A 25,492-nucleotide genomic window follows, 5' to 3' on the forward strand; every position below is an offset into this window, starting at 1 on the left:
CGCCGGCGGAGGCGCCGTGCCCGGACGGGGGACTCCGGGCGACTCCACCCTCGGGTGCCCGGGAATCGGGGGTGTACACCAGGGCGTCCCGGTCCGCTTCGCCGGCGCCGGGCGGGCCACGCCCCCGGCTGCCGGCCGCGCCGCCCGCCACCGCATAAGCTCGACGGATGGCGAAGTACTTCGACGTGCACCCCGAGAACCCGCAGGCCCGCAGCATCGGGCAGATCGCCGACGCGGTGCGTTCGGGGGCGCTCATCGCGTATCCGACGGACTCCTGCTACGCGCTGGGCTGCCGGCTGGGCAGTCGCGACGGGATGGACCGGATCCGGGCGATCCGTCATCTGGACGACCGGCATCACTTCACCCTGATGTGCCGGGACTTCGCGCAGCTCGGTCAGTTCGTGCGGGTGGACAACGATGTGTTCCGGGCAGTGAAGGCGGCCACGCCCGGCAGCTACACCTTCATCCTGCCGGCCACCCGCGAGGTGCCGCGCAAGCTGATGCACCCGAAGAAGAAGACCGTCGGCGTGCGCATCCCGGACCACGTGGTCACCCAGGCGCTGCTGGCCGAGCTGGGCGAGCCGCTGCTGTCCAGCACGCTGCTGCTGCCCGACGAGGAGGAGCCGCTGACGCAGGGCTGGGAGATCAAGGACCGCCTCGACCACGTGGTGGACGCGGTCGTCGACTCCGGGGACTGCGGGACCGAGCCGACGACGGTGGTCGACTTCTCCGGCGGGGAGGCGGAGATCGTCCGGCGGGGCGCCGGGGACACCTCGCGGTTCGAGTGACCGCGGCGGTACGGCGGACCGGCCGCGAGCGCGTGGATCTTGCGTGGCAGCATGAGACGTGCCCGGCGCGCCCCACGCGGCCGCACGCCCCCGTGTGCCCGCGGGGCGCGGGGGCACCCGCCGTCCGCCACCGACTCCCCAGGAGGCCCGTCAGCATGACCGACGTACAGGGAACATCCGTCGACATCACCACCGAGGACGGCACCGCCGACGCCTACCTCGCCCGTCCCGCGGACGGCGAGCCGCACCCGGGCGTGCTGCTCTACCAGGACGCCTACGGGCTGCGCCCGCAGCTGAGGTCGATGGCCGACCGGCTCGCGGCCGCCGGGTACACGGTGCTGGTGCCGAACGTCTTCTACCGGCACGGCCGCACCCCGATCGGCGAGCTGCCGGAGTTCATCGACCCGTCGGCCGACCCGACCATCTGGCAGCGGATCGGTCCGGTGATGGGCTCCCTCACCCCCGAGCAGTCCCGGCGCGACGCGGACGCGTACCTGGGCTTCCTCGCGGACAGCCCGTTCGTCACCGACGGTCCGGTCGCGCTGACCGGCTACTGCATGGGCGCCCGGCTCGCCCTGCGCACGGCCGCCACCCATCCGGACCGGGTGGCCGCGGCGGCCGGGTTCCACGGCGGCAGGCTGGTCACCGACGCCCCCGACAGCCCGCACCGCGGCGCCGGGGACATCACCGCCGAGCTGTACTTCGGCTTCGCCGACCAGGACGCCTCCATGCCCGAGGAGCAGATCCGCGAGCTGGAAGCGGCGCTGGACGCGGCCGGTGTGCGCTACACGTCCGAGGTGTACCGGGGCGCGCAGCACGGCTACACCCAGGCGGACACCCCGGCCTACGACCAGCAGGCCGACGAGCGGCACTGGGCGGCGCTGCTGGCCCTGCTCGACCGGGCCTTCTGAGCCTTCCGCACCGCGCGGCACCGGCCCGTGGCGCCCGTCTCCCGGCGGGCGCCGGGCCGCGGCCAACCACCGTTTGCGGCCCGATCATTGACATGCACGCAACTTCAGCACCAGTCTGAGAGCGCTCTCATGCAGGTACGGACCAAGAACCGGAGGTCCGTACGACCCCGACCCCACACGGAGGTGGAGAGTGCCGTACATATCGACTCCGACTCGCCCCGCGGCAGCGCTGGTTGCCACGGCGGCACTCCTCGGCGGAGCGCTCGCGTTCGGTGCCCCGGACCGGGCCGCGGCCGCCGTACCGGACACCATCGCGCTGACCGTCACCAACAACTCGGGCCGCGCCGAACCCGTGTACCTCTACGACCTCGGCACCCAGCTGTCCTCGGGGCGGCAGGGCTGGGCCGACGCGAGCGGTACCTTCCACGCCTGGCCCGCGGGCGGCAATCCGCCCGTCCCCGCGCCGGACGCGGCGATCACCGGCCCGGCCGCCGGCCAGTCGCTGACCATCCGCATCCCGAAGTTCTCGGGGCGGATCTACTTCTCCTACGGCCGGAAGCTGGATTTCCGGCTCGCCACCGGCGGGTTGGTGCAGCCTGCCGTGCAGAACCCCTCCGACCCCAACCGCGACATCCTCTTCAACTGGTCCGAGTACACGCTCAACGACTCCGGGCTGTGGCTCAACAGCACCCAGGTGGACATGTTCTCGGCACCGTACTCCGTCGGCGTGCGGCGCTCCGACGGCACCGTGAGCACCACCGGCCGGCTGAAATCGGGCGGCTGGTCGGGCTTCTTCAGCGCCCTGCGCGCCCAGTCGGGCGGCTGGTCCGGGCTCGTCCAGACGCGGTCGGACGGCACGGTCCTGCGGGCCCTCTCGCCGCTGTACGGCGTGGAGACCGGGGCGCTGCCCGCGAACGTGATGGACGACTACGTCAACCGGGTCTGGCAGAAGTACACGACGTCGACGCTGACCGTCACGCCGTTCGCCGACCAGCCCGCCAAGAAGTTCTACGGCCGGGTCTCGGGCGGCGTCATGAACTTCACCGACTCCTCGGGCGCGGTCGTCACCACCTTCCAGAAACCGGACGCGGACAGCGTGTTCGGCTGCCACAAGCTGCTGGACGCGCCCAACGACGACGTCCGCGGGCCCATCTCCCGTACGCTGTGCGCCGGTTTCAACCGCTCCACCCTGCTGACCGACCCGAACCAGCCGGACACCACGCCCGGTGACTTCTACCAGGACGCGGTGACCAACCAGTACGCGCGGGCGGTCCACGGTCAGATGGCGGACGGCAAGGCCTACGCGTTCGCCTTCGACGACGTCGGCAACCAGGAGTCCCTGGTGAACGACGGCGCTCCGCAGCAGGCGTACCTCACGCTGGATCCGATGAGCTGAGCACGCCGAAAGGGTCCCGCTGCCCGGCCGGTGCCGGGGAGCGGGACCCTCGTGTTCGGTGGCGCGGATCAGCCGGTGGTCAGGGACGTGTCGTCCACGACGAAGCTGGTCTGCAGCGAGGTGTCCTCGACGCCGTTGAACTTCAGGGTGACCGTCTGGCCCGCCAGCGAGGACAGGTCGAAGGTCTTCAGGGCGTAGCCGGAGGCCGCGTTGACGTTCGAGTACGTCGCCAGGGTCTTCGAACCGGCGGTGACCGTCAGCTTGTCGTAGGCGGTGCTGCCGCTCTCCGCGGTGTCGATGTGCAGGTAGAAGGAGAGGGTCGCCTTGCAGCCCGCGGGGATGGTCACCGACTGGGACAGCGTGTCGGTGTGCGAGGTGCCGTACCCGTCCATCCACGCCTTGTAGGAGCCGCCGTGCGCCGCCTCACCGCTGTCGGTGGTGATCACGCCGCTGCTCGCGGTCCAGCCGGTGTTGCCGGACTCGAAGCCCGGGTTGGCCAGCAACTGGGCCGAGGTGCAGCCGCCGCCACCGCCGCCGGTGCTGACGGTCCACGTGAAGGTCGCGGTACCGGTCGCGCCGGTGGAGTCCTTCACGGTGACGGTGGTGCTGTAGGTCCCGGCCGTGGTGGGCGTACCGGAGATCACACCGGTGGAGCTGTTGATGGACAGGCCGGTGGGCAGGCCGGAGGCGCTGTAGGTGAGCGCGCCGCTGTTGGTGCTGGACGCCTGGACCTGGAGGCTGACCGCGGTGCCCACGGTGGAGGACTGGCTGCCCGGGTTGGTGACCGTCACGCCGCTGCTGGGCGGGGTGATGTGGCTGCCGACGTTGATGCCCGCGAAGGCGTTGCCGACGCCCGCGTACTGCGCCGAGTTGGCGCCGTACAGGGCGGAGGCGGCGTTGAGGGCGGCGGTGCGGGCACCGGCGTAGTTGGTGCTGGACGTCATGTACGTCGTCAGCGCCTTGTACCAGATCTGCAGGGCGGCGGCGCGGCCGATGCCGGTGACGGCGACGCCGTCGGAGGTCGGGCTGTTGTAGGTGACACCGTTGATGGTCTTGGTGCCGCTGCCCTCGGCCAGCAGGTAGAACATGTGGTTGGCCGGACCCGAGGAGTAGTGCACGTCGAGGTTGCCGACGCCCGAGTACCAGCTGTCCGCCGAGCCGCCGTCCTTGCTCGGCTTGTCCATGTAGCGCAGCGGGGTGCCGTCGCCGTTGATGTCGATCTTCTCGCCGATGAGGTAGTCACCGGGGTCGGAGCTGTTGTTGGCGTAGAACTCCACGCCGGTGCCGAAGATGTCCGAGGTGGCCTCGTTCAGGCCGCCGGACTCGCCGCTGTAGTTGAGGCCCGCGGTGTTGGAGGTGACACCGTGGCTCATCTCGTGCCCCGCCACGTCCAGCGCGGTCAGCGGGTCGTTGTTGCCGCTGCCGTCGCCGTACGTCATGCAGAAGCAGCTGTCGTCCCAGAACGCGTTCACGTACGCGTTGCCGTAGTGGACGCGGGAGTAGGCGCCGACGCCGTCGTTCTTGATGCCGCTGCGCCCGAAGGTGTTCTTGTAGAAGTCCCAGGTCTCCTGGGCGCCGTAGGCGGCGTCCGCGCCGGCCGTGGCGGCGTTGGAGTTGGTGCCGTCACCCCAGGTGTCGTTGGACTGCGAGAACAGGGTGCCGGTGCCGGAGGAACCGTGGTTCAGGTTGTACGTCTTGTGGCCGCCGCGCGCACCGTCGGTCAGGGTGTACGACGAACCCGACTGGGTCGTGGTCAGCGAGACCTGGCCGCTGTAGCGGGTGTTGCCCACGCCGGTCTCGATGCCCTGGTACCGGTACAGCTCCTTGCCGGTGGTGGCGTCGGTGATGACGTGCAGCTTGCTGGGCGTGCCGTCGTCCTGGAAGCCGCCGATCACGGTCTCCCAGGCGAGCTTCGGGGTACCGCTGCCGGCCCAGATCACCTTGCGGGCGCTGTCGGCCGCGGGCTTGGCGGCGTCCAGGGCCTTGGCGGTCTTCAGCGCCTTGCTCTCGGCGGCCGACTTGGCGACGGTCGCGGTCGTGGAGGACACCGCGATCTTGTTCTTGTTGTTCCAGGTCGTGGTCACGGTCCCGGCGGCCAGCGAGGCGGGCGGGGTGTGCACCACGAGGTCGCCGCCGAGGACGGGCAGACCGTCGTAGGTGCGCTCGTAGCGCGTGTGCAGCGTGCCGTCGGCGTCCTTGACGACATCCCGGACGACCAGCTTCTCCTTGGCGCCGAGGCCGAGGGTGCGGGCGGTGTCGGCCGTCTTGTCCTGGGCGCTCTGGATCAGGGCCTTGTGCTGCGCCGGGCTGAGCTTGGCCTCCAGCGCACCGGTGCGCAGGGGGCTGAGGTGGTGCGCGGCGGGCGTCGCGGTGGCCGGGACGGCCTGCATGCCGAGCGCGAGAAAGGCCGCGGTGGAGAGCAGGGCGGCTCCGACCGTGGCCCGCTTGCGGGAGGGACTCCCTTGGGGCAGACGTCCGTGAGAAAGGGGTCTGTGGGGTCTCACTCTTACTCCTCCTGCAAAGGCCGCCGGGTCGCGGCCGGTGAGGGACCGGGCAGCCGGGTCTGCTGTCCGGAGGGTTGCGCTGTGCGGGGACCGTGGTGCGTGATCCGACCGTGGGGGATCAGCGTGCGCAGGGAGAATGACAGCCTTGACCCGTCCATGTCACCAGGTCGGAGGGCAATCGAGGGTTTTCCCTATGATGTCGCTGTGTGCTTCCCGGGCCGCCAATTCACGTTCACGAAACACTCGTTGGCGGCGCCAGACCGGACCCGTCACCCCGGCCCCGCCCTGGCATGATCGACCGCATGGTGGACGACAAGGTGCGGGCGGTCTTCGAGCGCGCGGGGTGCACGGGCTCCCCGCTGGTCCGTTCCCTGGGCGGGGACGCGGAGTTCGGGCTCGCCGCCGACGAACCCGTGGTGCCCGCCCCGGTCGTCAAGTGCTGTACGCAACGAGGTCGGCGGCGTCTCCTTACCGGACGGCCGCCGGTACGCCGCCGCGGTCTTCGCCAGGTCCCGGCCGGGCTCGGACGACGCCGCCGTCAACGCCCCGCCATCGGAGCCGCGACCACGCGCGCCATCTCCTCGACGGCGCACCGGACCACCTGACGAACACGCCGATTTCGACCTGCCCACAGGAGGGCGCATGTCTCACCACCCCACCGGGTTCACACACCGGCTGGTCCCCTCGCCGGGCGGCCGGATCCATCTCGTGGAGCAGGGCAGCGGACCGCTGGTGCTGCTCGTGCACGGCTTCCCGGAGTCCTGGTACTCCTGGCGCCACCAGCTGCCGGCGCTCGCCGCGGCCGGATACCGGGCGGTCGCCATCGATGTGCGCGGGTACGGCCGCTCCTCCAAGCCCGCCGCGACGGACGCGTACCGGCTGCTCGACCTGGTCGAGGACAACGTCGCGGTGGTGCACGCGCTGGGCGAGGAGTCGGCGGTGATCGTCGGCCACGACTGGGGCTCGGCCATCGCCACGGGCTCCGCCCTGGTCCGGCCGGACGTCTTCCCGGCGGTGGGCATGCTCAGCGTGCCGTACTCCCCGCGCAGCGGGCGCCGCCCCACCGAGGTCTTCGCCTCGATGAGCGGCGGCGACGAGGAGTTCTACATCTCCTACTTCCAGGAGCCGGGCCGCGCCGAGGCCGAGATCGAACCCGATGTGCGCGGCTGGCTCGCCGGCTTCTACGCCGCCTTTTCCGCCGACACCATGCCCGGACCCGACGCCCCCGCGCCGTACTTCGCGAGCCGGGGCGGCACGCTGCGCGACCGCTTCCCCGCCGGCCGGCTGCCCGCGTGGCTGGGCGAGGAGGAACTCGACTACTACGCCGGGGAGTTCGAGCGGACCGGGATGACCGGCGCGCTCAACCGCTACCGCAGCATGGACCGCGACTGGGAGGACCTCGCCGACTACGACGGCGCGCCGCTCACCCAGCCGTCCCTGTTCCTCGGCGGCGCCCTGGACGCCACCACGTCATGGCTGGGCCGCGCCATCAAGGCGTTCCCGGTCACGCTGCCCGGCCTGGTGTCCTCCCACGTCCTGGACGGCTGCGGCCACTGGATCCAGCAGGAACGCCCCGACGAGACCAACCGGTTGCTCGTGGAGTGGCTCGGCGCACTGCCCCGCTGACACCGCGCGCCACCGCTCCGCCGCGACGGCGAACCGGGCTTCGTCATCACCGGCATGACCGACGTCGTCCGCTTCGCCCCGCTCGACCCCGGCACCCTGCCCGCGGCGCCGCTCCGCCTCGTCACCGGTCTCGTCCGCGGCGACCACCTGGCCGACCGGAGTCCGGCGCGCTGGATCGGCAACGGCACCGAGCGCGACGGCCGGGAGCGCCGCGACGCCCCCAGGCGGGCTGGTGCCGGTGGGGCAACCGGCACACCGGGCTGGGCTTCGCCTCGGCGACGGGCCGCGAGGCCCCGGCGGCTCGGTGACACCGCCGTGCCCCGCGGGCACCGGACCGGTCCCCGGGCCCGGGGCCGATTGAACGCGCCGCGTCCTCCGTGTCAGCATCGAGACGTGACGACACCCCGTGCGCAGGAGGCGACCGCGGCGTCTCCGTATCCGCGCCGCTTCCGCCGGGCCGAGGAGCGGGGCCGACGCATCGGCCGGATCCTGCGCCGGGTGGCCGGGGTCCGGCACGTGGACGAGGAGCTGCTCGACCGGATCGGGCGCCGCATGTACGCCCGCGACGAGCCGGGGGCGGCGCTGGTGCGCGCCATGCGCCGGGACGGCCGCCCCGGCGCCGAACGCGTCACCATGGCCCAGTTCGATCGGGCGCTGCGGGAGGGGATCCAGGCCGTCCCCGACGCCCCGCCGGAGCTGGTGCGGTTCTTCGCGCTGGTGGACGCCGTGCCCGCATGGGTGGACTTCGACCTGATCGAGCGGGGTGCCGGGGTGCTCCGGCGGCTCGGCCGCACCGCGAACGACGTGCTGCTGCAGCTGTCCCTGATCGGCGGCTACCGGTTCGGCGGACCCGCCGAACTGCTTGTCGCCACGGGCGGTCTGTCGGGCGCGACGGCCATGCGCCGGCTCGGCGAGACGGAGACGTGGAGCCACGCCGTCGCCCGGCCGGGCGGGCTGCGGCGCGACGGGGAGGGCTTCCGGCTCACGGTCCATGTGCGGGTGATGCACGCGCTCGTCAACGACCGGTTCGAGCACAACGGCCGCTGGGACGTCCACGAATGGGGGCTGCCCGTCAACCAGTCCGACCGGGCCGGCACGCTGGGCCTGTTCAACAGCACCCTGCTGCTCGGCGCCCGCGCGCTCGGCTGGTGGGTGAGCGCGGCGGACGCGCGGGCCGTGATGCATCTGTGGAAGTACGTCGGCCTGCTGCTCGGGGTGGACGAGGACTGGCTGTTCGACACCGAACGCGAGCAGAACGTCTTCAACTACCACGTGCTGCTGGCGCAGGACGGGCAGACCATGGCGGGCGCCGACCTCACCGAGGCGATCCTGAAGGGACAGCGGCGGCTGACCGAGGCCCGGTCGAACCCGCTGCGGGCGGCCTACGCGCGGGCGCGGCTGCTCGGCATGCTGAGGTGCTTCCTGGGCAGGGAGAGTCTCGAAGGGCTCCGTATCCCGGTGACGCCGCCCTGGGCGGTGCCGCCCGTGCTGGTCAAGAACCTCGCCGCCTCGCTGCTGCTCGGGCGCACCGAGCGCGGCCGCCAGGTCCTGGAGCGCGCCGGCGACAGGTTCCGCGAGCGGCGAAGCGCCCTGCTCTTCGCCGGGGCCCGGCCCCGGGTCGGCCCGCTGCCGCTCTGAACCGGGCTCTGAACCGGTCTGCGAGGACGGGCGTCGGCCCGCGCGGGTCCGACTCCTGCCATCCGCGGGAGCCGGACCCGCCGGTCGAGGACGAGATGACCATCCCGCTGAAGTGATCGGGCGCCGACGCCGGAAAACCGATCACACGGTTGTCACATTCGGCTGTCAGACTCGGAACGGAACCGAACCGATGTACGACCGCCGGAGGAGCCCGTGCCGTCCGTCCCCCGTCCCCTGCGCAGACTGGGCTTCCTCACCATCGGCCTGTTCGACCCGGCGGACCCGGGGCGGGGCCACGAGTCCACGCTGGAGATCATCGAACTGGGCGAGCGGCTCGGCTTCGACAGCGCCTGGGTCCGCCAGCGCCATCTCCAGTACGGCATCTCGTCCCCGGTCGCCGTCCTCGCCGCCGCCTCCCAGCGCACCCGCCGTATCGAACTCGGTACGGCGGTGATCCCGCTGGGCTGGGAGAACCCGCTGCGGCTCGCCGAGGACCTGGCGACCGTCGACGTGCTGTCCGGCGGCCGGCTGAACCCGGGCGTCAGCGTGGGCACGCCGACGCACTACGACCGGGTGCGGGACGCCCTGTACCCGGACACCGGCGGCGCCGAGGACTTCGGATACGCGCGGGTGCGGCGGCTGCTCGACCTGGTCCGGGGCGAGCCGGCCGGCGACGTCGCCGGGGTGGAGGGCTTCGAGGTGTTCAGCGACGTGGTGCAGCCGCACGCCCCCGGGCTCGCCCGGCGGCTGTGGTACGGCGGCGGCGGCCTCCGCTCCGCGCGCTGGGCGGGCGAGCACGGGATGAACTTCCTGACCAGCAACGTCGTCAAGGCCGAGGACCCGCAGGGGCCGTACGACTTCGCGCGGATCCAGCAGTCCCTCGTCCGAGAGTTCCGGGCGCACCACCCCGACGGGGCGGCGGCCCGGGTCTCGCAGGGCCTGGTGGTGATCCCCACCGACTCGGCGACCCCCGCGCAGCGCGCCAAGTACGCCGAGTACGCGGCCCGGCGGCTGCCCCGCACCGGTGCGCCGCAGGGCCCGGCCCGGCTGCTGTTCGCGCCGGACCTGGTCGGCCCCTCCGCGGAACTGGCCGAACGGCTGCGCGCGGACGCCGCGTTCCGCGAGGTGGACGAGGTCGCCTTCGCGCTGCCGTTCACCTTCGACCACGAGGACTACGTGCAGATCCTCACCGACATGGCGACGAAGCTGGGTCCCGCGCTCGGCTGGCGGCCGGCCGGCTGACTCCCCGGGCGGGCCCGCCCCTCCTCGTGGTGCGTGCCGTACGAGCCGCCCGGCTCCCGGCCCGGTACGCCCGTGCGGTTGATCACCACTGGACCTATCCGTGAGGCTGGGAGGTACGACACTGTCGAGGGAAGGTCCCAACGTGAACGGCATACCGGCGCACACGCTCAACGACGGCACGGTGATCCCCGCCATCGGCCTCGGTACCTGGCCGCTGGACGACACGGCGGCCGAGCGGGCCGTACGCGACGCCCTCGGCCTGGGCTACCGGCTGGTGGACACCGCGGCGAACTACCGCAACGAGACCGGTGTCGGCCGGGCCCTGGCCGGCAGCGGGGTGCCCCGCGCGGACGTGGTGGTGACGACCAAGCTCCCGGGCCGCGACCACGGCTACGAGGAGACCCTGGCCTCCTTCGAGGAGTCCCGGCGGCGCCTCGGCCTGGAGTACGTGGACCTGTACCTGATCCACTGGCCCAATCCCCGGGTCGGCAGGTACGTCGACTCCTGGAAGGCGATGATCAGGCTGCGGGAGGAGGGCCTGGTCCGTTCGATCGGCGTCTCCAACTTCACCCCGGAGCACATCGTGCGCCTGGAGAAGGAGACCGGGGTGCTGCCCTCGGTGAACCAGATCGAGCTGCATCCGCTGTTCCCGCAGGAGGCACTGCGCGCCTTCCACGCGGACCAGGGCATCCTCACCGAGAGCTGGAGCCCGCTGGGCCGGGGCGGCCATCTGCTGACCGACCCGGAGGTCACCCGGATCGCCGCGGCGCACGGCGTGAGCCCCGGGCAGGTGCTGCTGCGCTGGCACCTCCAGCTGGGCGCGCTGCCCATCCCCAAGTCGGCCGACCCCGAGCGGCAGCGCGCCAACCTGGACGTCTTCGGGTTCGAGCTGGACTCGGACCAGATGGCGGCGATCGCCCGGCACGCCGCGCGCCGGCTCGGCGGGGACCCGGAGACCCACGAGGAGTTCTGAGCCTTCCGCCGGCGAGGGGGTACCCGGGGCCCGTGAGGCGGACACACGGAAGGAGCCGCACGTGGCAGCGGAGGACCGGCTGCGGACGTACCGCGGCAAGCGAGACTTCGAGCGTACCCGGGAGCCCTCGGGCGGGCAGGCGTCCGAGGGCGGCGGCCGGCCGCGGTTCGTGGTGCAGATCCACGACGCGCGCCGGATGCACTTCGACTTCCGGCTCCAGGTCGGCGACGTCCTGAAGTCCTGGTCGGTGCCGAGGGGGCCGTCCGCCGACCCCGGGGACAAGCGGCTCGCCGTGCCCACCGAGGACCATCCGCCGGCGTACGAGGACTTCGAGGGCGTGATCCCGAAGGGCGAGTACGGCGGGGGCACGGTGATCGTGTGGGACCGCGGGACGTACGAGCCGTTGAGCCACGACCGACGGGGGCGGCCGGTGGACTTCGCCGAGTCGCTGGAGCGCGGACACGCCACGTTCCGGCTGCACGGCGCCAAGCTGCGCGGCGAGTACGCCCTGACCCGCTTCCGGGGCAGGGACGGGGAGGACGCCTGGCTGCTGGTGCGCAAGGGGCCGGCGGGCGCGGGGCACGGCACCCCCGACCCCCGGCGGGCCCGCTCGGTGCGCACCGGACGCACCCTCGCGCAGGTCGCGGCGGACGGCGGCGAGGGGTGACGAGTGGTGTCAACGCAGTACATCCTGAAGGGGATTGATCGGTTCCGGCCACAACCTCATCGCCTTGCGCCTATGTTCGCGCCGATATCCCTCGCTTCCCGGGAGGCATCCGTATGCGCACAGCACTGCGCGGCGCCCTGATCGGCGCCGTGACCGCCGCCACCGTACTGACCTGCGGCACGGCCGGGGCGACCCCGCCGGGTCCCGGGGTGACGGCCCGCACGATCACCGAGCGGACCGTCGACGGCACCGACTACACCCTGCGCGAGATCACCATCCCGCCGGGCCAGAGCACCGGCTGGCACTACCACGACGGCCCGCTGTACGGCGTGGTCAGGCAGGGCACGCTGAGCCACTTCGACTCCTCCTGCTCCTCGGACGGCGTGTACCGGACGGGCTCGCCGGTCAAGGAGCCCGCCGGGCCCGGGCATGTGCACATAGGCCGCAACCTCGGTGACACGCCGGTCGTGCTCGACGTGTGGTACGTGCTGCCGCACGGCTCGCCGTTCTCCGAGGACGCCCCGAACCCGGGCTGCGCCTTCCAGTAGGGCGGACGGTCGGGTGGCCCGTCAGCCCCGGTGGGCGCGCAGGGCCGCGAGGGCCTTGTCGGCGTGGGTGTTCATGCGCAGCTCGCTGCGGACGATCTCGACGACGGTGCGGTCCGGGGCGATGACGAAGGTGACGCGCTTGGTGGGGGCGAGGGTGAAGCCGCGCCGGACCCCGAACCGTTCGCGGACGGCGCCGTCGGTGTCGGACAGCAGCGGCATGCCGAGGGTGTGGCGCCCGGCGAACTCCCGCTGTTTGCCGACCTCGTCGCCGCTGACGCCGACGGGCTTGGCGCCGAGCGCCGCGAACTCGGCGGCGAGGTCGCGGAAGTGGCAGGCCTCGGCGGTGCAGCCCGGGGTGAGGGCGGCGGGGTAGAAGAAGAGCACCACGGGGCCGTCGGCCAGCAGGTCGGCGAGCCTGCGGACGGTGCCGGTCTCGTCGGGCAGGGCGAAGTCCTCGACCCGGTCCCCCACTTCGATCCGCCCGCTCATGACCGCGCCCTCGCGGGTGCGGCGGCGGACGGCAGGGGCGGGTGTGCACAGCGGGGCACGGTTCCTCCTCGGATGGCCTGCCGCCGGATATTACGGGACGGTACGGCCCCGGCGCGGCCGTTCGCGCGACCGGCCGCGCCGGGGCCGCTCAGCCCGCGCCCTCCCCGGCGGCCTCCGGCCCCGCGCCGACCTGCGCGGAGTACGCCAGGAAGTCGTCGACCATGCGGTGGAAGAGCGTGGCCAGCTCCCGCAGCTCCTCGGGCCGCCAGCCGGCGAGGGCGAGCTGCATCTCGTGGGCCCCGGCCTCCCGGATCCGGCCGACGGCCCGCCGGCCGGCGTCGGTGAGCCGGATGCGCTGGGCACGCCGGTCCTGGGGATCGGGGATCCGGGTGACGTATCCGGCCCGCTGGAGCTGCTGCACCGTCCGTGTCACGTGCGACGCCTCCACGCCGAGCCGGTGGGCGACCTCCCCCGGCCGCAGCGGTTCGCAGTCGGCGATCTGCCGCAGCAGCGCCACGGCGGCCCGGTCCAGCGAGACGCCGGTCAGCGCGCGCATCCGTTCGTGGTGCCGGGTGCGCGTGCCGAGGTAGGTGATGCGGGTGAGGGCGCGCTCGATCTCGGCGACCTCCGGGGAGGCCGCGGGCGGGCCGGACGGCGGGGGCGCGGGCATGCCTCCGAGTGTACGCGGATCTTGCCCGGCTCGACCTTTTCGTCCCGGTACGCCGGACGGCACGCCCCTCTCCCGCCCGGCACGTCCGCCGGACCTCGCGCACCCCGGCAGGCGGGGCGCTCCGAGGGCCTCGCGCCCGTGTGCCGGGACGTCCCAGGCCGTCCCAGGGGACGCCGGACCGGCATGGTGACGGTTCGTCACGGCAAGGCTGGGCGGCGTGATCGCTGCTCGTGGTCACGAGAACGAAAGCCGGAGGTTTCCATGATCCGACGGGCCCTCAAGAGCGTCCTGCCGGCCGCGGCCGCGGTGCTCGCCCTGCTGCCCGTGACGGCCGGTGCCGCCGCGGCGAGCACGGTGGCCGCGCACCCGGTGGCCGCGGTCGCCGCCCCGCACCCCGCCCGCACGCACCACTACCTCACCGGCCGGGTCGCCACCCAGCGCGCCCGGCTCAACGTCCGCTCCGGACCGGGCACCCGCTACCGGGTCGTCGGCCACCGGGACGCCCGCCGGCTCATCTCCGTGAGCTGCAAGTCCGAGGGCTCCCGGGTGCACGGCAACCGCCTGTGGTACCGGCTCCCGAACCACCGGGGCTACGTCTCCGCCCACTACGTGCGCACCGGCCGGTACATCCCCTGGTGCTGATGCCCGAACGCCGCATCGACCACTGACCGCCGAGGGCCTGTCCGGGAACCGCGTCCCGAACAGGCCTTCGGCACGGGGGTGCTTGACCTCGCCCATACCTCGTCCGGTGTTGCAGCCGCCGCACGGCAGGGAAGCCATTCCGGCAACAGGGGCGAAACGCCCATACAGGAATGGGAGTCGAGGAACGCACGATGCGGCACCCCCAAGGATCGACCGCGCCGGACGAGTCGCTGGTGGTGAGACTGCGCGAGCTGAAGGACCGTACGGGGCTGAGCCTGGCGGCGCTGGCCGCGCGCACCCCCTACAGCAAGTCCGCCTGGCACCGCTATCTTTCGGGCGGCAAGCGCCCGCCCAGGCCCGCGGTGGAGGCCCTGTGCCGACTGGCCGACGCCGATCCCGCGAGCATACTGGCGCTGTGGGAGGCGGCCGGCGCACCCGCTCCCCCGGACCCGCCCGCCGAGGCGCCCCGCGGCAGGCGGCTCTCCTGGCTGCCGCTGTGGCTCCCGGTGTCCGCGCTCGCGCTGTTCGGCGCGGCCACGGCGGTGGCCGCCACCGTGGCCCTGTCCGGGCGCCCGGGGTCCGCGCCCGCGGCCAGGCCCCTGACCTCGGTGCCGCGCTGCCACGGCGCCTCCTGCCAGGGAGTGTTGCCCGACGCCTCCTTCTGCGCCCGGGACGCCCAGACCCGCAGCGAGGTCACCGACCCGGCCTATGCGGTACGGCTGCGCTACTCGCCGTCCTGCGGCACCGCCTGGTCGGAGGTGCGGATGCGCATCCGTCACGCCCGGGAGGTGTCGGTACGGGCGGGCGAGAACGTCCTCACCGCGAGCTATCCGGCGGACGACACGGCGGGGGTCAACAGCCCGATGCTGCCGGTGACTTCACCCCGGGGTGTGGCGGCCTGCGCGGAGGTGGACGGGGAGGTGGTGTGCACGGGCCTGGAGGCGGACGGGCCGCCGGGCGACCGGGACTGAGCCCGGCGGCCCGCGCGGCCCGTTCAGGGGAACCGGCGGCCGAAGGCGCGTGAGGGGGGCGGGAACGGTCGACATCTTCTGCCGTGACCGCCGTAGCCCTGCCGCTCATCGCGCCCATGCTCGCCACCCCCGGCTCGCTGCCGCCCGCCACGCAGGACGCGCGGTGGGCCTACGAGACCAAGCAGGACGGGCAGCGGGTGATGGTCTACCTGCCCGGGGACGGCCGTGTGGTGCTGCGCGCCCGCTCGGGCGAGGAGATCACCGGGGCGTACCCGGAGCTGCGGCCGCTGGGCGGCGCGCTCGGCGGGACGCCCGCGATCCTCGACGGCGAGGTGCTGGCCCTGGACGCGCGCGGCCGGGCCGACTTCCAGCTCCTGCAGAGCCGGATGGGGCTGGCCCACGCGCCCGCCCGGGCCGCCCGCCGGGCCGCTCGGGTGCCGGTGCACCTGGTGCTGTTCGACGTCCCCTATCTGGTCGAGCCGCTGCTGCGGCAGCCGTACGCGCGGCGCCGGGCCCGGCTGATGGAGCTGGGCCTCGCCGGGCCGCACTGGTCGACGCCGGGCGCGCTGACCGGGCACGGCGCCGAGGCGCTCGCGGCCACCCGGGAGCACGGCCTGGAGGGCCTGGTGTGCAAGCGGCTCGATTCCGTGTACGAACCCGGGGTGCGCTCCCGCGCCTGGATCAAGATCCGCAACATGCGGGCGGAGGACGTGATCGTGGGCGGCTGGCTGCCCGGCAAGGGGCGGCTGTCCGGGCTGCCGGGCGCCGTGCTGGTGGGCCAGCGGGACACGGCGGGCCGGCTGCGCTACGTCGGCGGGGTGGGCACCGGCTGGAGCGGGGCGGAACGGTCCGCGCTGGCGGAGCTGCTGCGGGACGCGGCGAGCGAGCGGTGCCCGTTCGCACCGGTGCCCCGCGTCCCCCAGGCCCGCTGGGTGCTGCCCCGCCTGGTGGGCGAGGTCTCCTACAGCACCCGTACCCGCTCGGGGATGCTGCGCCAGCCGTCCTGGCTGCGGCTGCGCCCCGACCTCACCCCCGAGGAGTCGGCCGCGGACCTGCCCGCGGACGCCGGGTGAGGGCCATGGGTCTATCGTGTGCGCATGCCGGTTCCCGAACTGATCCGAATCGTCTCCCGTGACTCGCCCATGGCGCTGGCCCAAGTGGAGCGGGTACGCGCCGAGTTGGCCGCCCTGCACCCGGGGGTGCGCACCGAGGTCGTCCCCGTGAAGACCACCGGGGACAAGTGGCTCGGCGATCTGTCCCAGGTCGAGGGCAAGGGGGCGTTCACCAAGGAGGTGGACGCGGCCCTGCTGGCCGGTGAGGCGGATCTCGCGGTGCACTGCGTGAAGGACGTGCCCGCGGACCGGCCGCTGCCCGCCGGGACGGTGTTCGCCGCGTTCCTGAAGCGGGACGACATCCGCGACGCGCTGGTGCACCCGGGCGGACTGACCCTGGACGAGTTGCCGGCCGGCACCCGGATCGGCACCTCCGCGGTGCGCCGGATCGCCCAGCTGGCCGCCACCCACCCCCATCTGGAGTGCGTGCCGTTCCGCGGCAACGCCAACCGCCGGCTGCGGAAGCTGGCCGAGGGCGAGGCCGACGCGCTGCTGCTCGCGGTGTCCGGTCTGGAGCGGATCGGCCGGGCGGACGTGATCACCGAGGTGCTGTCCACGGAGACGATGATGCCGCCGATCGGCGCGGGCATCCTCGCCCTTCAGTGCCGGGAGGACGACACGGCGCTGATCGACGCCGTCAGCGGGCTCGGCGACCCGGACACCCACCGGGAGGCGACGGCCGAGCGGATGTTCCTGCATGTGCTCCAGGGGCACTGCAACAGCCCGATCGCCGGGTACGCGCGGGTCGACCGCAGCGGTGAACTCTCCCTGCGGGCCTGTGTGTTCACCCCCGACGGCAAGACCCGGCTGAACGCCCACGAGTGGGCGGGCCGGCTCGACCCGGCGACGCTCGGCACCTCGGTCGCGGTGGCGCTGCTGCGGCAGGGCGCGCGGGAGATCATCGACGGCATCGCGCACTGAGCGGCGGGCGACGGGCGCCGGTTACGCGGCGCCCGGTTCCGTCTGCTCCTTCAGGAAGGCGCTCACCTGGTGCGCCAGGTCGGCGGCCGGCCCGCAGCCCGCGGGGGCGGCCGTCGCGGCCGGTTCCGCCAGTCCGCTGCCGCCGGCCCACAGCCTGCGGTCGGTCCACTCCTCGTCCACCCGGAGCTGCACCTGCACGTCCACCTGGGTGAGGGCGGCCTCGGGGGCGGCGGCGTAGAGCACGGCGGTGGCCCGGCGCAGCGGATAGACGTCGAAGCCCTCGATGAACTGCGAGTTGCGCCAGTCGATGAACGCGCCCTCGCCGTCCGGGCCGACGCGGATGTCGACCTGCCCGTCCTCCAGGTGGACCCCGAAGTGCCGCACGCCGCGGTTCTCGACCGTCACCCGGACACTGAAGTACGTCAGCCCGGCCGCGGCGTCGTCGCGTCCGCGCGGCGGTTCGCCCGCCTCCAGGCGGTGGACGCGGACCCGCAGACCGGCGTGCTCCTCGTACTCCTGCCAGTCACCGACCACGTTCGGCTCGTACACACTGCCCCTCTCGACCCCGGAGTGTCTATCTGTGGGCTCAGCGCACTGTCAAACGAGCGGAATGCGCCGGGCCCAGGGGGTTCGCCCCCTTTGATCGTCGATCAAGCGCTGCCCAGGAGAAATCCCTCGGGGCGGCTTCGGGCGCGGTCCCGGCGCGTGCCGCACATCACGTTCGGAGCGAGCTCACCGAGCCAGCCGGCCGAGCAGTGAGGAGGCCGCCGTGATGCCGAGCGCCGCGGCGATCACCAGCACCCCGAAGTCGGCGCCGAGGTGCGCGGGCGTGCCGAGCAGCAGCCCGCGCAGCGCGTCCACTTGATAGCTCAGCGGGTTGACCTTGCTGACGGCCTGCAGCCAGCCCGGCATCACCGAGACCGGGTACAGGGCGTTGGAGCCGAAGAACAGCGGCATGGTGATCGCCTGCCCGAAGCCCATCAGCCGGTCGCGGCTGAGCACGATGCCCGCGATGGTCATCGAGAGGCAGGAGAAGAACACCGAGGCCAGCACCACGGCCACCGCGACGCCGAGCAGCCTCAGCGGGTTCCAGGTCAGGGCGACGCCGAGCAGGGCGGCGATGACGATCACGACGATCGCCTGCACCAGCGACTTCACGCCGGCCGCGAACGCCTTGCCGGTGATCAGCGCCGAGCGCGGGGTCGGGGTGACGAGGAGCTTGTTGAGGATGCCCGCGTCCCGTTCCCAGATGATCTGGATGCCGTAGAAGATAGCGATGAACATGGCGGACTGGGCGATGATGCCGGGCGCCATGTAGTCGATGTACGGGATGCCGCCGGTGGGTATCGCCCGGATCCGGGTGAAGGTCTGGCCGAAGATCAGCAGCCACAGGGCGGGCTGGACCGCGCGGGTGTACAGCTCGGTGCGGTCGTGGCGCAGCTTCTGGAGCTCCACCGCGCACATGGCGAGGACCCGGGCGGGCAGCAGCCGCCAGCCGGCGCGCGGCACCGGGGGCGTGAGCAGCAGCGCGGCGTCCTTCGCGGCGGTGCGGTCAGCCGACGCGGCGCGCGGTGCGGCGGGTGCTTCGGACATCGCGGAAACCTCCTCCGGTGTTGTCGTCGAGGCCGCTGCCGGCGATGTCCCGGAAGACGTCCTCCAGCGTGGGCAGGGTCTCGGTGCCCTGGCGTTCGGCGAGGCCGCGGCGCAGTTCGACCGGGGTGCCGAGGGCGCGGACGCGGCCGCGGTGCATCAGCCCGACCCGGTCGCAGTACTGGTCGGCCTCGTCCATGTAGTGGGTGGTGACGAGGACGGTCATGCCGGTCGCCTCGCGCACCGCGTTGATGTGCTCCCACACGCCGGTGCGGGCGATCGGGTCGAGGCCGATGGTCGGCTCGTCGAGGATCAGCAGCCGGGGCGCGCTGACCAGGGCCTGGGCGAGTTCGAGGCGGCGGACCATGCCGCCGGAGTAGGTGCCGGCGAGCCGGTCGGCGGCGTCGGCGAGGTCGACGGCGGCGAGGGCCTGGTCGACGCGTGCGGCGCGCTCCCGGCGCGGTACGTCGAACACGCGGGCGAACAGGGCGACGTTCTCGCGCCCGGTGAGCCCGCTGTCGGCGGACAGCTGCTGGGGGACGTAGCCGAGCAGGCGGCGCACCCCCATGCGCTCCTTGGCGGCGTCGTGCCCGAAGACGCGCACCATGCCGGCGGGGACTGGCAGCAGGGTGGTGATGCAGCGGATGGCGGTGGTCTTGCCCGCGCCGTTCGGCCCGAGCAGCCCGAACACCTCGCCCTGGCGGACGGCGAGGTCGAGCCCGTCGACGGCCTTGGTGTCGCCGAAGGTGTGGGTGAGGCCGGTGCAGCTGACGGCCTCCACCGGGGCGCCGGCCGGCTCCGCCGGGGTGGCCTCGGTCGGTGCCGGGGTGGCGGGCGGGTCCGCCGGGTCGGTCGTCATGATGGCGTGCCCTCCGTCCAGGGTGCCCGCGGGGCCGCCGTCGCCCCGGCCGGCGTGCTCGTGGGCTCCTCGATGTCCTCGCGCAGCCGACCGGCCAGCCTGCGCAGGGCGGGCAGGGCCGCCTGCAGGGCGTCCCGGTCGGCCTCGTCCAGCCGGGTCAGCTGCCGCCCGACCAGGTCGGCGCGGCGGCGGTGCCAGTCCTCCAGGCGCTTCTCCGCGGCCTCGGTCAGCCGCAGCCGCGCGGCCCGCCGGTCCGCCGGGTCGGTCTCCCGGATCAGGTACGCGTCCCGTACCAGCTGGTTGACCAGGGTCGAGACGGAGTTGCTCGCCAGGTGCAGTTCCTTGGCCGCCTCCGAGACGCCGATCCCCGGCCGGGACTCCACCAGCCGCAGCAGTTCCACCTCGGCGCCGCGCAGCCGGGGCCCGGTCAGGCCGCCGCGCAGCCGGCGCCGGATCAGCCGCTGGATGCCGACGAGCGCGTCGGTCAGCTCGGTCTCGAAGGTCCCGGGCGGTGCGTGGCCGCCGGGGCCCTGTATCGCTTCGTCTTCCACGTCTGAAGATTACCTCTGTTACAGAGGTATTACCCTCCGGGCGGATCCAAGAGGAGGTCAAGACGACGAGCAGACGACGTACAGACGACAAACCGATGCGCCGACGAAATCGATTTGCCTGATATAGGGCGAATTGTTTGTTGATGTCCGGCTGCGGGAAAAGGCACCTATGTGCTTCGGACAGGAGGCACTTCCGTGGGAGCCGGCCGCGGCCGGACGCCCCAGTGTCCCTTTCATGACCAAGCGCGCCTCCCACGGTGTCTGTCCAGCCAGCACCGGCCGAGAGAGGTGCGCGCCATGCGTGTCGCTGCCAGCACCAAGCCCCGCCCCCACCCGCACGACGACGCGCCCGACACGGGCGAGTCCTTCGAGCGGCTCGCGAAGCTGTCCGACGGCCCCGAGCGTCGAGCGCTGCGGGACGAACTGGTCCGGCTGTGGCTGCCCATGGCCGAACGGATCGCCGTGCGGTTCCGGGGCCGCGGGGAGTCCCTGGAGGACCTCTACCAGGTGGCCGCACTGGGGCTGGTCAAGGCCGTCGACCACTACGACCCCGCGCGCGGGCGCGCCTTCGAGGCATATGCGGTGCCCACCATCACCGGTGAGATCAAGCGGCACTTCCGGGACCACATGTGGACCCTGCACGTGCCGCGCCGGGTCCAGGACCTGCGCAACCGGGTCCGCTCCGCCGTGAAGGAGCTGTCCCAGTCCGCCCCGGGCCGGGCGCCGACCGTGGCCGAGATCGCCGCGTTCACCGAGCTGGACGAGGACGAGGTGCGCACCGGGATGGAGGCGCTGGAGTGCTTCTCCGCGCTGTCGCTGGACGCGGAGGTGGCCGGCACGGACGGCTACGCCCTCGGGGACTCGCTGGGCGGCCCCGACCCCGGATACGACCTGGTCGTGGACCGGGCGGCCGTCAAGCCGTTCCTCGCGGCACTGCCCGAGCGCGAGCGCACCATTCTCTACCTGCGGTTCTTCCGCGGGATGACTCAGAGCCGGATCGCCCAGCAGCTCGGCATCTCGCAGATGCACGTGTCCCGGCTGCTCAGCGGCTGCTTCGACCGGCTGCGCGAGGAACTGCTCACGGAGGTCCGCTGAGGCGGGCCCGGGCGGTGCCCCGGCGGCCGAGCACGGGTGCCGGGTCCGGGCCGCCGCCGGGTATCCGCGTGGGACCGTGCCGGTCCAGGGCGTTCTCCAGCGCCGCGGCGATCTCGGGTGGCATCTCGCCCAGACGGCCCCAGATCAGGACCAGCTCGGCGACGTTGCGCAGCTTGATGTTGGTGTGCTGGGAGACCTCCCGCAGCACTTCCCAGCCCTGCTCCGGGGTGACCCGGCCGAGGGCCACCACCATCCCGATCGCCTGGTCGACGACGGCGTGCGAGGACACCGCCTGCCGCAGCTGCTCGATCTCGGCCCGCATCGCGGCGATCCTGTCCCGCTCGCTGTCTGCCATCTCTCCATCCTGCGCAGCTGCCTGCCCGCATGCCAGCGGGGGTACTCGACAGGCGTTCCACCCGCTTCCGGTTGGACACTGGAGCCAGACCGGTGTCCGGCCGGTCCACGAAAGCAGGACGCGACTGCCATGAACCAAGACACCCCTGTCAGCGGCGGCACGAACGGCGCGGGGCACGGGCCGCGCCGAAGGGACGTCGTCTCCACCCAGTCCGTCTTCGGCGCACCGTGCTGGGTGAGCCTGACCAGCCGTGATCTCCAGGCCACCCAGGACTTCTACTCGGCCGTGCTCGGCTGGCGCTGGCGCGGGGCCAAGCTCGGCGAGCACTTCCGGATCGCGCTGGCCGACGGCGTGCCGGTGGCCGGGATCGCCGCCGTCGCCGCGATGTGGCAGATGGCGGTGGCGTGGACGCCGTACTTCGCGGTGCCGGACGCCGACGTGGCCGCGGCCCGGGCGCGGGAGCGGGGCGGCACCGCGGCCGTGGGCCCGCTGTCCTTCCCGCCGGGGCGGGCCGCGCTGCTCGCCGACCGGGACGGGGCGACCTTCGGGATCTGGCAGGGCGAGCTGGTCTCCAACTGGGAGGCGTGGCGGCGCGCGGCCCCCACCTTCATCCGGCTGCACACCCGCGACGCCTTCGACTCCGCGATCTTCTACGGCGAGATCCTCGACTGGGCCTCCGGGAAGCCGGGGTGCTGCGAGGTCGAGTACGACGGCGACGAGGTCGTCCTGCTCAGCCAGGGCGACGTCGTGGCGCGCATCGACTCCGGCGCGGTGGAAGCCGCCCCGGACCCCACCGTGCGACCGCACTGGCAGATCCACTTCGCCGTCGCCGATGTCCCGGGCTGTGCGCGGGCCGCCGAGAAACACGGCGGGAGCGTCCTCAGGGAGGACGAGACGGAGGCGATCCTGCGGGACGCGGACGGCGCCCAGTTCACGGTGACATCCCGGCGCCCGCACTGAACCGGCCCGGCCGGACCGGACCTGCCGGGCCGGTCCGGTTCGGCGGGCCCGGGTGCGTCACGCCCCCTTCGTGCGCGACGGACGGGTCAGCAGCACCAGGCTCCGGGCCTCCACCCGCAGCCGCGTCCCCGCCTTGTGCTCCCGTTCGTCCGGGACGCCCTCCGGGTCGGCCGTGTCGACGAGGGTCGTCCAGCGTTCCGCGAACGTGTGGTCGGGCAGGCGGAAGTCGACCGGCTCCCAGTAGCCGTTGAGCAGCAGCAGGAAGGAGTCGTCGGTCAGCCTCCGTCCGTACGCGTCCCGTTCGGCGATCGCGTCGCCGTTGAGGAAGACGCCGACGGAGTGCGCGTCCGCGCGCTGCCAGTCCCGCCCGGTCATCTCGCGCGCGTCGGGCCGCAGCCACATCAGGTCGGGCAGCGGCTGCGCGGCGTTCGTCGCGGTCTCGCCCCGGAAGAAGCGGCGCCGGCGCAGCACCGGGTGCGCGGCGCGCAGCGCGATCAGGTGCCGGGTGAAGTCGACGAGGCCGCGCTGCTCGTCGGTGAGCTGCCAGTCGATCCAGGAGATCTCGTTGTCCTGGCAGTAGGCGTTGTTGTTGCCCCGCTGGCTGCGCCCGAGTTCGTCGCCGTGGCACAGCATGGGGATGCCCTGCGACAGCAGCAGCGTGGCGAGGAGGTTGCGCTGCTGGCGGCCCCGCAGTTCGAGCACGGCGGGATCGTCGGTGTCGCCCTCCGCCCCGCAGTTCCAGGACCGGTTGTGGCTCTCCCCGTCCCGGTTGTCCTCGCCGTTGGCCTCGTTGTGCTTCTCGTTGTACGACACCAGGTCCCGCAGCGTGAACCCGTCGTGCGCGGTGACGAAGTTGACGCTCGCGCGGGGCCGGCGCCTGCTGTGCTGGTACAGGTCGGAGGAGCCGGTCAGCCGGGAGGCGAACTCGCCCAGCGAGCCGGGCTCGGCGCGCCAGAAGTCCCGTACGGCGTCCCGGTAGCGGCCGTTCCACTCCGACCACAGCGGCGGGAAGTTGCCCACCTGGTAGCCGCCCTCCCCCACGTCCCAGGGTTCGGCGATCAGCTTGACGCGGCTGATCACCGGGTCCTGCTGGATCAGGTCGAAGAACGCGGACAGCCGGTCCACCTCGTGGAACTGCCGGGCCAGGGTGGCCGCGAGGTCGAAGCGGAAGCCGTCGACGTGCATCTCGGTGACCCAGTACCGCAGCGAGTCCATGATCAGCTGGAGCACGTAGGGGTGCCGCATCAGCAGGCTGTTGCCGGTGCCCGTGGTGTCGTAGTAGTGCGCCCAGTCGCCGTCCACCAGACGGTAGTAGGAGGCGTTGTCGATGCCCCGGAAGGACAGCGTGGGACCGCGTTCGTTGCCCTCGGCCGTGTGGTTGTAGACCACGTCGAGGATGACCTCCAGGCCGGCCGCGTGCAGCGCCTTCACCATCGCCTTGAACTCGTTGACCTGCTGGCCCCGGCTGCCGAAGGCGGCGTACGCGTTGTGCGGGGCGAAGAAGCCGATGGTGTTGTAGCCCCAGTAGTTGGACAGTCCGCGGTCCTGGAGCACCCCGTCCTGGACGAACTGGTGCACCGGCATCAGCTCGACCGCCGTCACCCCGAGCGAGGTCAGGTGCTCGATGACGGCGGGGTGGGCGAGTCCGGCGTAGGTGCCGCGCAGCCGGGCGGGGACCTCGGGGTGCACCCGGGTCAGCCCGCGCACATGGGCCTCGTAGATCACCGAGTCCGCGTACGGCGTGCGCGGCGGCCGGTCGTCGCCCCAGTCGAAGTACGGGTCGGTGACCACGCCCAGCATGGAGTGCCCGGCGCTGTCGGCGGGGGCCGGGCCGTCCGGTGAACGCTCGTACAGGGAGGCGTGGTTGTCGATCTGGCCGTCCACGGCGCGGGCGTACGGGTCGAGCAGCAGCTTCGCCGGGTTGCAGCGGTGGCCGAGCGCGGGCTGCCAGGGGCCGTGCACCCGGTAGCCGTAGCGCATGCCGGGTCCGACGCCGGGCAGATAGGCGTGCCAGACGAAGCCGTCGACCTCGTGCAGCCGTACGGGTGTCTCCCGGCCGTCGTCGTCCACGAGGATCAGGTCGACCCGCTCGGCCACCTCGCTGAACAGCGCGAAGTTGGTGCCCTGTCCGTCGAAGGCGGCACCCAACGGGTAGGGCTGCCCGCTCCACACGGGCAGCCCCTTCCGGGTGGTGCGGGGGCTCACCGGCGGCCCTCCAAGGTGGTCTCGCCTGCGGGCACGGGGGCGGCCAGGACGGCCACGCGGTGCCGGCGCGGCTCGGTCAGGCCGGTGCTCAGGAAGGGCTCGGGCGGCAGCGGCACCAGCGGGACGCGCTCGCCGGCGCGGGCCCGCTGCGAGAACCAGATGATCTTGCTGCCGGTGTCGGGGGCACAGCAGCCCCAGCCGTCGCTCATGGCGGCGATGTCCGCGAGGGCGGACCGCAGGTCCTGGTCCGGGCGCAGGTCCGGGTCGTCGTCACCGAAGGCGGTGATGAGGTGCTGCCCGTTCCACCACATCTCGATGGAGGTGTGCTTGTCCGTCGCGTGCTGGTCGATCGCGTGCAGCAGCAGTTCCGCGCCGCGGCAGACGGGGTCCACGAGATTGTCGAGGTCCCAGTAGCGGAGGTGGGCGGCCAGGATGCGGCTGACCTGTCCCACCCGTTCCGGGCTGACTTCCACGTCGAGGTGGTAGTAGCAGGGCACTGCGGTCTTCATCGTCGCTTGCTCCTCACCGGCGCGGCTCTCGCTCCCCTCGCCCTGTCCGGGAGGGATCCCGGACACACAGCGTGAGCGTTGATCGCTTCTGAGTCACCTCCACGGTGAGGGCACTACGCCATTCGTGCAACACGAACGCCCACCGCCCCAGTTGATTGAAGCTCCAACAAGACGCTGCGTCGCCGCCCGTGCACCATGAGTGAAAGCCTCGATCGCCGTAACGGTGCCGCGCCCACCCACGCGCGGTCGCCACCCGACCGTCGGGAACGC

26 protein-coding genes and 1 pseudogene are annotated in these 25,492 nt (G+C 72.9%); 17 read left to right on the forward strand and 10 right to left on the reverse strand.

From position 1 onward, the window contains the following. The first annotated feature begins 167 nt into the window (after window positions 1-167). The 3 genes from ACSP97_RS03430 to ACSP97_RS03440 all read left to right on the forward strand — a co-directional run bounded on the left by ACSP97_RS03430 (window position 168) and on the right by ACSP97_RS03440 (window position 3,095). Window positions 168-788 (forward strand): L-threonylcarbamoyladenylate synthase, encoded by a 621-nt coding sequence (locus tag ACSP97_RS03430; protein WP_355151222.1) that lies wholly within the window; start codon window positions 168-170, stop codon window positions 786-788. Between the two features lie 155 nt (window positions 789-943). Beyond that, entirely contained in the window at window positions 944-1,699 is a 756-nt protein-coding gene (locus ACSP97_RS03435; protein WP_355532916.1) for a dienelactone hydrolase family protein, read from the forward strand. A gap of 199 nt (window positions 1,700-1,898) precedes the next feature. Then, window positions 1,899-3,095 (forward strand): glycoside hydrolase family 64 protein, encoded by a 1,197-nt coding sequence (locus tag ACSP97_RS03440; RefSeq protein ID WP_355532946.1) that lies wholly within the window; start codon window positions 1,899-1,901, stop codon window positions 3,093-3,095. A gap of 68 nt (window positions 3,096-3,163) precedes the next feature. Here the strand turns inward: ACSP97_RS03440 and ACSP97_RS03445 are convergent, their stop codons facing one another. Next, window positions 3,164-5,485 (reverse strand): M4 family metallopeptidase, encoded by a 2,322-nt coding sequence (locus ACSP97_RS03445; RefSeq protein WP_355328860.1) that lies wholly within the window; start codon window positions 5,483-5,485, stop codon window positions 3,164-3,166. 416 nt (window positions 5,486-5,901) lie between these two features. Between ACSP97_RS03445 and ACSP97_RS03450 the strand changes: the two genes are divergently transcribed. The 8 genes and pseudogenes from ACSP97_RS03450 (at window position 5,902) to ACSP97_RS03485 (ending at window position 12,293) form a co-directional block, all read left to right on the forward strand. Then, a complete protein-coding gene (locus ACSP97_RS03450; protein ID WP_440556285.1) occupies window positions 5,902-6,204 on the forward strand; it encodes a hypothetical protein in 303 nt (100 codons plus the stop codon). A gap of 37 nt (window positions 6,205-6,241) precedes the next feature. After that, on the forward strand, window positions 6,242-7,225 hold the full coding sequence (locus tag ACSP97_RS03455; protein ID WP_355151216.1) for an alpha/beta fold hydrolase: 984 nt from the start codon (window positions 6,242-6,244) through the stop codon (window positions 7,223-7,225). A 6-nt stretch (window positions 7,226-7,231) separates the two neighbouring features. Then, a pseudogene (locus tag ACSP97_RS03460) lies at window positions 7,232-7,533 on the forward strand (DUF5701 family protein); the annotation flags it as partial. Window positions 7,534-7,618: 85 nt separating this feature from the next. Beyond that, a complete protein-coding gene (locus ACSP97_RS03465; protein WP_355151214.1) occupies window positions 7,619-8,863 on the forward strand; it encodes an oxygenase MpaB family protein in 1,245 nt (414 codons plus the stop codon). A 213-nt stretch (window positions 8,864-9,076) separates the two neighbouring features. Further along, a complete protein-coding gene (locus ACSP97_RS03470) occupies window positions 9,077-10,105 on the forward strand; it encodes an LLM class flavin-dependent oxidoreductase (RefSeq protein WP_440556286.1) in 1,029 nt (342 codons plus the stop codon). Window positions 10,106-10,247: 142 nt separating this feature from the next. Continuing rightward, window positions 10,248-11,078 (forward strand): aldo/keto reductase, encoded by an 831-nt coding sequence (locus ACSP97_RS03475; RefSeq protein WP_358302594.1) that lies wholly within the window; start codon window positions 10,248-10,250, stop codon window positions 11,076-11,078. A 61-nt stretch (window positions 11,079-11,139) separates the two neighbouring features. After that, complete coding sequence (locus tag ACSP97_RS03480) at window positions 11,140-11,745, forward strand: DNA polymerase ligase N-terminal domain-containing protein (RefSeq protein ID WP_440556287.1); 606 nt, start codon at window positions 11,140-11,142, stop codon at window positions 11,743-11,745. A 113-nt stretch (window positions 11,746-11,858) separates the two neighbouring features. Further along, a complete protein-coding gene (locus tag ACSP97_RS03485) occupies window positions 11,859-12,293 on the forward strand; it encodes a cupin domain-containing protein (RefSeq protein ID WP_355532926.1) in 435 nt (144 codons plus the stop codon). Window positions 12,294-12,314: 21 nt separating this feature from the next. Here ACSP97_RS03485 and ACSP97_RS03490 read toward each other — a convergent pair whose 3' ends face one another. Then, entirely contained in the window at window positions 12,315-12,782 is a 468-nt protein-coding gene (locus tag ACSP97_RS03490; RefSeq protein ID WP_355532928.1) for a peroxiredoxin, read from the reverse strand. Between the two features lie 148 nt (window positions 12,783-12,930). Further along, a complete protein-coding gene (locus ACSP97_RS03495) occupies window positions 12,931-13,452 on the reverse strand; it encodes a MarR family winged helix-turn-helix transcriptional regulator (protein ID WP_355151202.1) in 522 nt (173 codons plus the stop codon). A 261-nt stretch (window positions 13,453-13,713) separates the two neighbouring features. On the opposite strand from ACSP97_RS03495, the gene ACSP97_RS03500 reads away from it, so the two are divergent. From ACSP97_RS03500 to hemC, 4 genes are all read left to right on the forward strand, one after another. Next, a complete protein-coding gene (locus tag ACSP97_RS03500) occupies window positions 13,714-14,094 on the forward strand; it encodes an SH3 domain-containing protein (RefSeq protein WP_355532930.1) in 381 nt (126 codons plus the stop codon). 191 nt (window positions 14,095-14,285) lie between these two features. Beyond that, window positions 14,286-15,065 carry a helix-turn-helix domain-containing protein gene (locus ACSP97_RS03505; RefSeq protein WP_388290143.1) on the forward strand — a complete coding sequence of 260 codons (780 nt, stop codon included), beginning with the start codon at window positions 14,286-14,288 and terminating at the stop codon, window positions 15,063-15,065. Window positions 15,066-15,181: 116 nt separating this feature from the next. After that, a complete protein-coding gene (locus ACSP97_RS03510; RefSeq protein ID WP_440558548.1) occupies window positions 15,182-16,138 on the forward strand; it encodes an ATP-dependent DNA ligase in 957 nt (318 codons plus the stop codon). Window positions 16,139-16,156: 18 nt separating this feature from the next. Then, on the forward strand, window positions 16,157-17,098 hold the full coding sequence (gene hemC, locus ACSP97_RS03515) for a hydroxymethylbilane synthase (protein ID WP_355151196.1): 942 nt from the start codon (window positions 16,157-16,159) through the stop codon (window positions 17,096-17,098). Between the two features lie 21 nt (window positions 17,099-17,119). Here hemC and ACSP97_RS03520 read toward each other — a convergent pair whose 3' ends face one another. The 4 genes from ACSP97_RS03520 to ACSP97_RS03535 all read right to left on the reverse strand — a co-directional run bounded on the left by ACSP97_RS03520 (window position 17,120) and on the right by ACSP97_RS03535 (window position 20,098). Beyond that, on the reverse strand, window positions 17,120-17,647 hold the full coding sequence (locus ACSP97_RS03520; RefSeq protein ID WP_355151194.1) for a hypothetical protein: 528 nt from the start codon (window positions 17,645-17,647) through the stop codon (window positions 17,120-17,122). A 183-nt stretch (window positions 17,648-17,830) separates the two neighbouring features. Then, window positions 17,831-18,691, reverse strand: coding sequence for an ABC transporter permease (locus ACSP97_RS03525; protein ID WP_355151192.1), 861 nt, complete (start codon window positions 18,689-18,691; stop codon window positions 17,831-17,833). Further along, window positions 18,651-19,547, reverse strand: a complete 897-nt coding sequence (locus ACSP97_RS03530; RefSeq protein ID WP_382014240.1) for an ABC transporter ATP-binding protein — start codon at window positions 19,545-19,547, stop codon at window positions 18,651-18,653. Before ACSP97_RS03530 ends, ACSP97_RS03525 begins: the two co-directional genes overlap by 41 nt. Next, window positions 19,544-20,098 carry a MarR family winged helix-turn-helix transcriptional regulator gene (locus ACSP97_RS03535; RefSeq protein ID WP_382072053.1) on the reverse strand — a complete coding sequence of 185 codons (555 nt, stop codon included), beginning with the start codon at window positions 20,096-20,098 and terminating at the stop codon, window positions 19,544-19,546. Before ACSP97_RS03535 ends, ACSP97_RS03530 begins: the two co-directional genes overlap by 4 nt. Before the next feature lie 297 nt (window positions 20,099-20,395). Here ACSP97_RS03535 and ACSP97_RS03540 point away from each other — a divergent pair, with 297 nt between their 5' ends. Beyond that, window positions 20,396-21,193 (forward strand): RNA polymerase sigma factor SigF, encoded by a 798-nt coding sequence (locus ACSP97_RS03540; protein ID WP_355328697.1) that lies wholly within the window; start codon window positions 20,396-20,398, stop codon window positions 21,191-21,193. Here ACSP97_RS03540 and ACSP97_RS03545 read toward each other — a convergent pair. Next, complete coding sequence (locus ACSP97_RS03545; protein ID WP_355151184.1) at window positions 21,177-21,548, reverse strand: ANTAR domain-containing protein; 372 nt, start codon at window positions 21,546-21,548, stop codon at window positions 21,177-21,179. The genes ACSP97_RS03540 and ACSP97_RS03545 overlap by 17 nt on opposite strands. 129 nt (window positions 21,549-21,677) lie before the next feature. Here ACSP97_RS03545 and ACSP97_RS03550 point away from each other — a divergent pair, with 129 nt between their 5' ends. Further along, entirely contained in the window at window positions 21,678-22,508 is an 831-nt protein-coding gene (locus tag ACSP97_RS03550) for a VOC family protein (RefSeq protein WP_355151182.1), read from the forward strand. 57 nt (window positions 22,509-22,565) lie between these two features. On the opposite strand, the gene glgX is transcribed toward ACSP97_RS03550, so the two are convergent. Then, window positions 22,566-24,713 (reverse strand): glycogen debranching protein GlgX, encoded by a 2,148-nt coding sequence (gene glgX / locus ACSP97_RS03555; protein WP_440556288.1) that lies wholly within the window; start codon window positions 24,711-24,713, stop codon window positions 22,566-22,568. Further along, complete coding sequence (locus tag ACSP97_RS03560) at window positions 24,710-25,222, reverse strand: pep a2 (protein ID WP_355151178.1); 513 nt, start codon at window positions 25,220-25,222, stop codon at window positions 24,710-24,712. The genes glgX and ACSP97_RS03560 overlap by 4 nt, the downstream gene beginning before the upstream one ends. Window positions 25,223-25,492: the final 270 nt, after the last annotated feature.

The sequence above is a fragment of the Streptomyces sp. SCPE 10 genome (assembly GCF_051980735.1).
Lineage (GTDB): Bacteria > Actinomycetota > Actinomycetes > Streptomycetales > Streptomycetaceae > Streptomyces > Streptomyces misionensis.

Excerpts from the sequence above, each read along its gene's own strand:
- ACSP97_RS03430 (WP_355151222.1), top strand. The coding sequence starts at position 168 with ATGGCGAAGTACTTCGACGTGCACCCCGAGAACCCGCAGGCCCGCAGC.
- ACSP97_RS03435 (WP_355532916.1), top strand. The coding sequence starts at position 944 with ATGACCGACGTACAGGGAACATCCGTCGACATCACCACCGAGGACGGC.
- ACSP97_RS03445 (WP_355328860.1), bottom strand. The coding sequence starts at position 5,485 with ATGCAGGCCGTCCCGGCCACCGCGACGCCCGCCGCGCACCACCTCAGC.
- ACSP97_RS03450 (WP_440556285.1), top strand. The coding sequence starts at position 5,902 with ATGGTGGACGACAAGGTGCGGGCGGTCTTCGAGCGCGCGGGGTGCACG.
- ACSP97_RS03455 (WP_355151216.1), top strand. The coding sequence starts at position 6,242 with ATGTCTCACCACCCCACCGGGTTCACACACCGGCTGGTCCCCTCGCCG.
- ACSP97_RS03485 (WP_355532926.1), top strand. The coding sequence starts at position 11,859 with ATGCGCACAGCACTGCGCGGCGCCCTGATCGGCGCCGTGACCGCCGCC.
- ACSP97_RS03490 (WP_355532928.1), bottom strand. The coding sequence starts at position 12,782 with ATGAGCGGGCGGATCGAAGTGGGGGACCGGGTCGAGGACTTCGCCCTG.
- ACSP97_RS03495 (WP_355151202.1), bottom strand. The coding sequence starts at position 13,452 with ATGCCCGCGCCCCCGCCGTCCGGCCCGCCCGCGGCCTCCCCGGAGGTC.
- ACSP97_RS03500 (WP_355532930.1), top strand. The coding sequence starts at position 13,714 with ATGATCCGACGGGCCCTCAAGAGCGTCCTGCCGGCCGCGGCCGCGGTG.
- ACSP97_RS03505 (WP_388290143.1), top strand. The coding sequence starts at position 14,286 with ATGCGGCACCCCCAAGGATCGACCGCGCCGGACGAGTCGCTGGTGGTG.
- ACSP97_RS03510 (WP_440558548.1), top strand. The coding sequence starts at position 15,182 with ATGCTCGCCACCCCCGGCTCGCTGCCGCCCGCCACGCAGGACGCGCGG.
- ACSP97_RS03525 (WP_355151192.1), bottom strand. The coding sequence starts at position 18,691 with ATGTCCGAAGCACCCGCCGCACCGCGCGCCGCGTCGGCTGACCGCACC.
- ACSP97_RS03530 (WP_382014240.1), bottom strand. The coding sequence starts at position 19,547 with ATGACGACCGACCCGGCGGACCCGCCCGCCACCCCGGCACCGACCGAG.
- ACSP97_RS03540 (WP_355328697.1), top strand. The coding sequence starts at position 20,396 with ATGCGTGTCGCTGCCAGCACCAAGCCCCGCCCCCACCCGCACGACGAC.
- ACSP97_RS03545 (WP_355151184.1), bottom strand. The coding sequence starts at position 21,548 with ATGGCAGACAGCGAGCGGGACAGGATCGCCGCGATGCGGGCCGAGATC.
- ACSP97_RS03550 (WP_355151182.1), top strand. The coding sequence starts at position 21,678 with ATGAACCAAGACACCCCTGTCAGCGGCGGCACGAACGGCGCGGGGCAC.
- ACSP97_RS03560 (WP_355151178.1), bottom strand. The coding sequence starts at position 25,222 with ATGAAGACCGCAGTGCCCTGCTACTACCACCTCGACGTGGAAGTCAGC.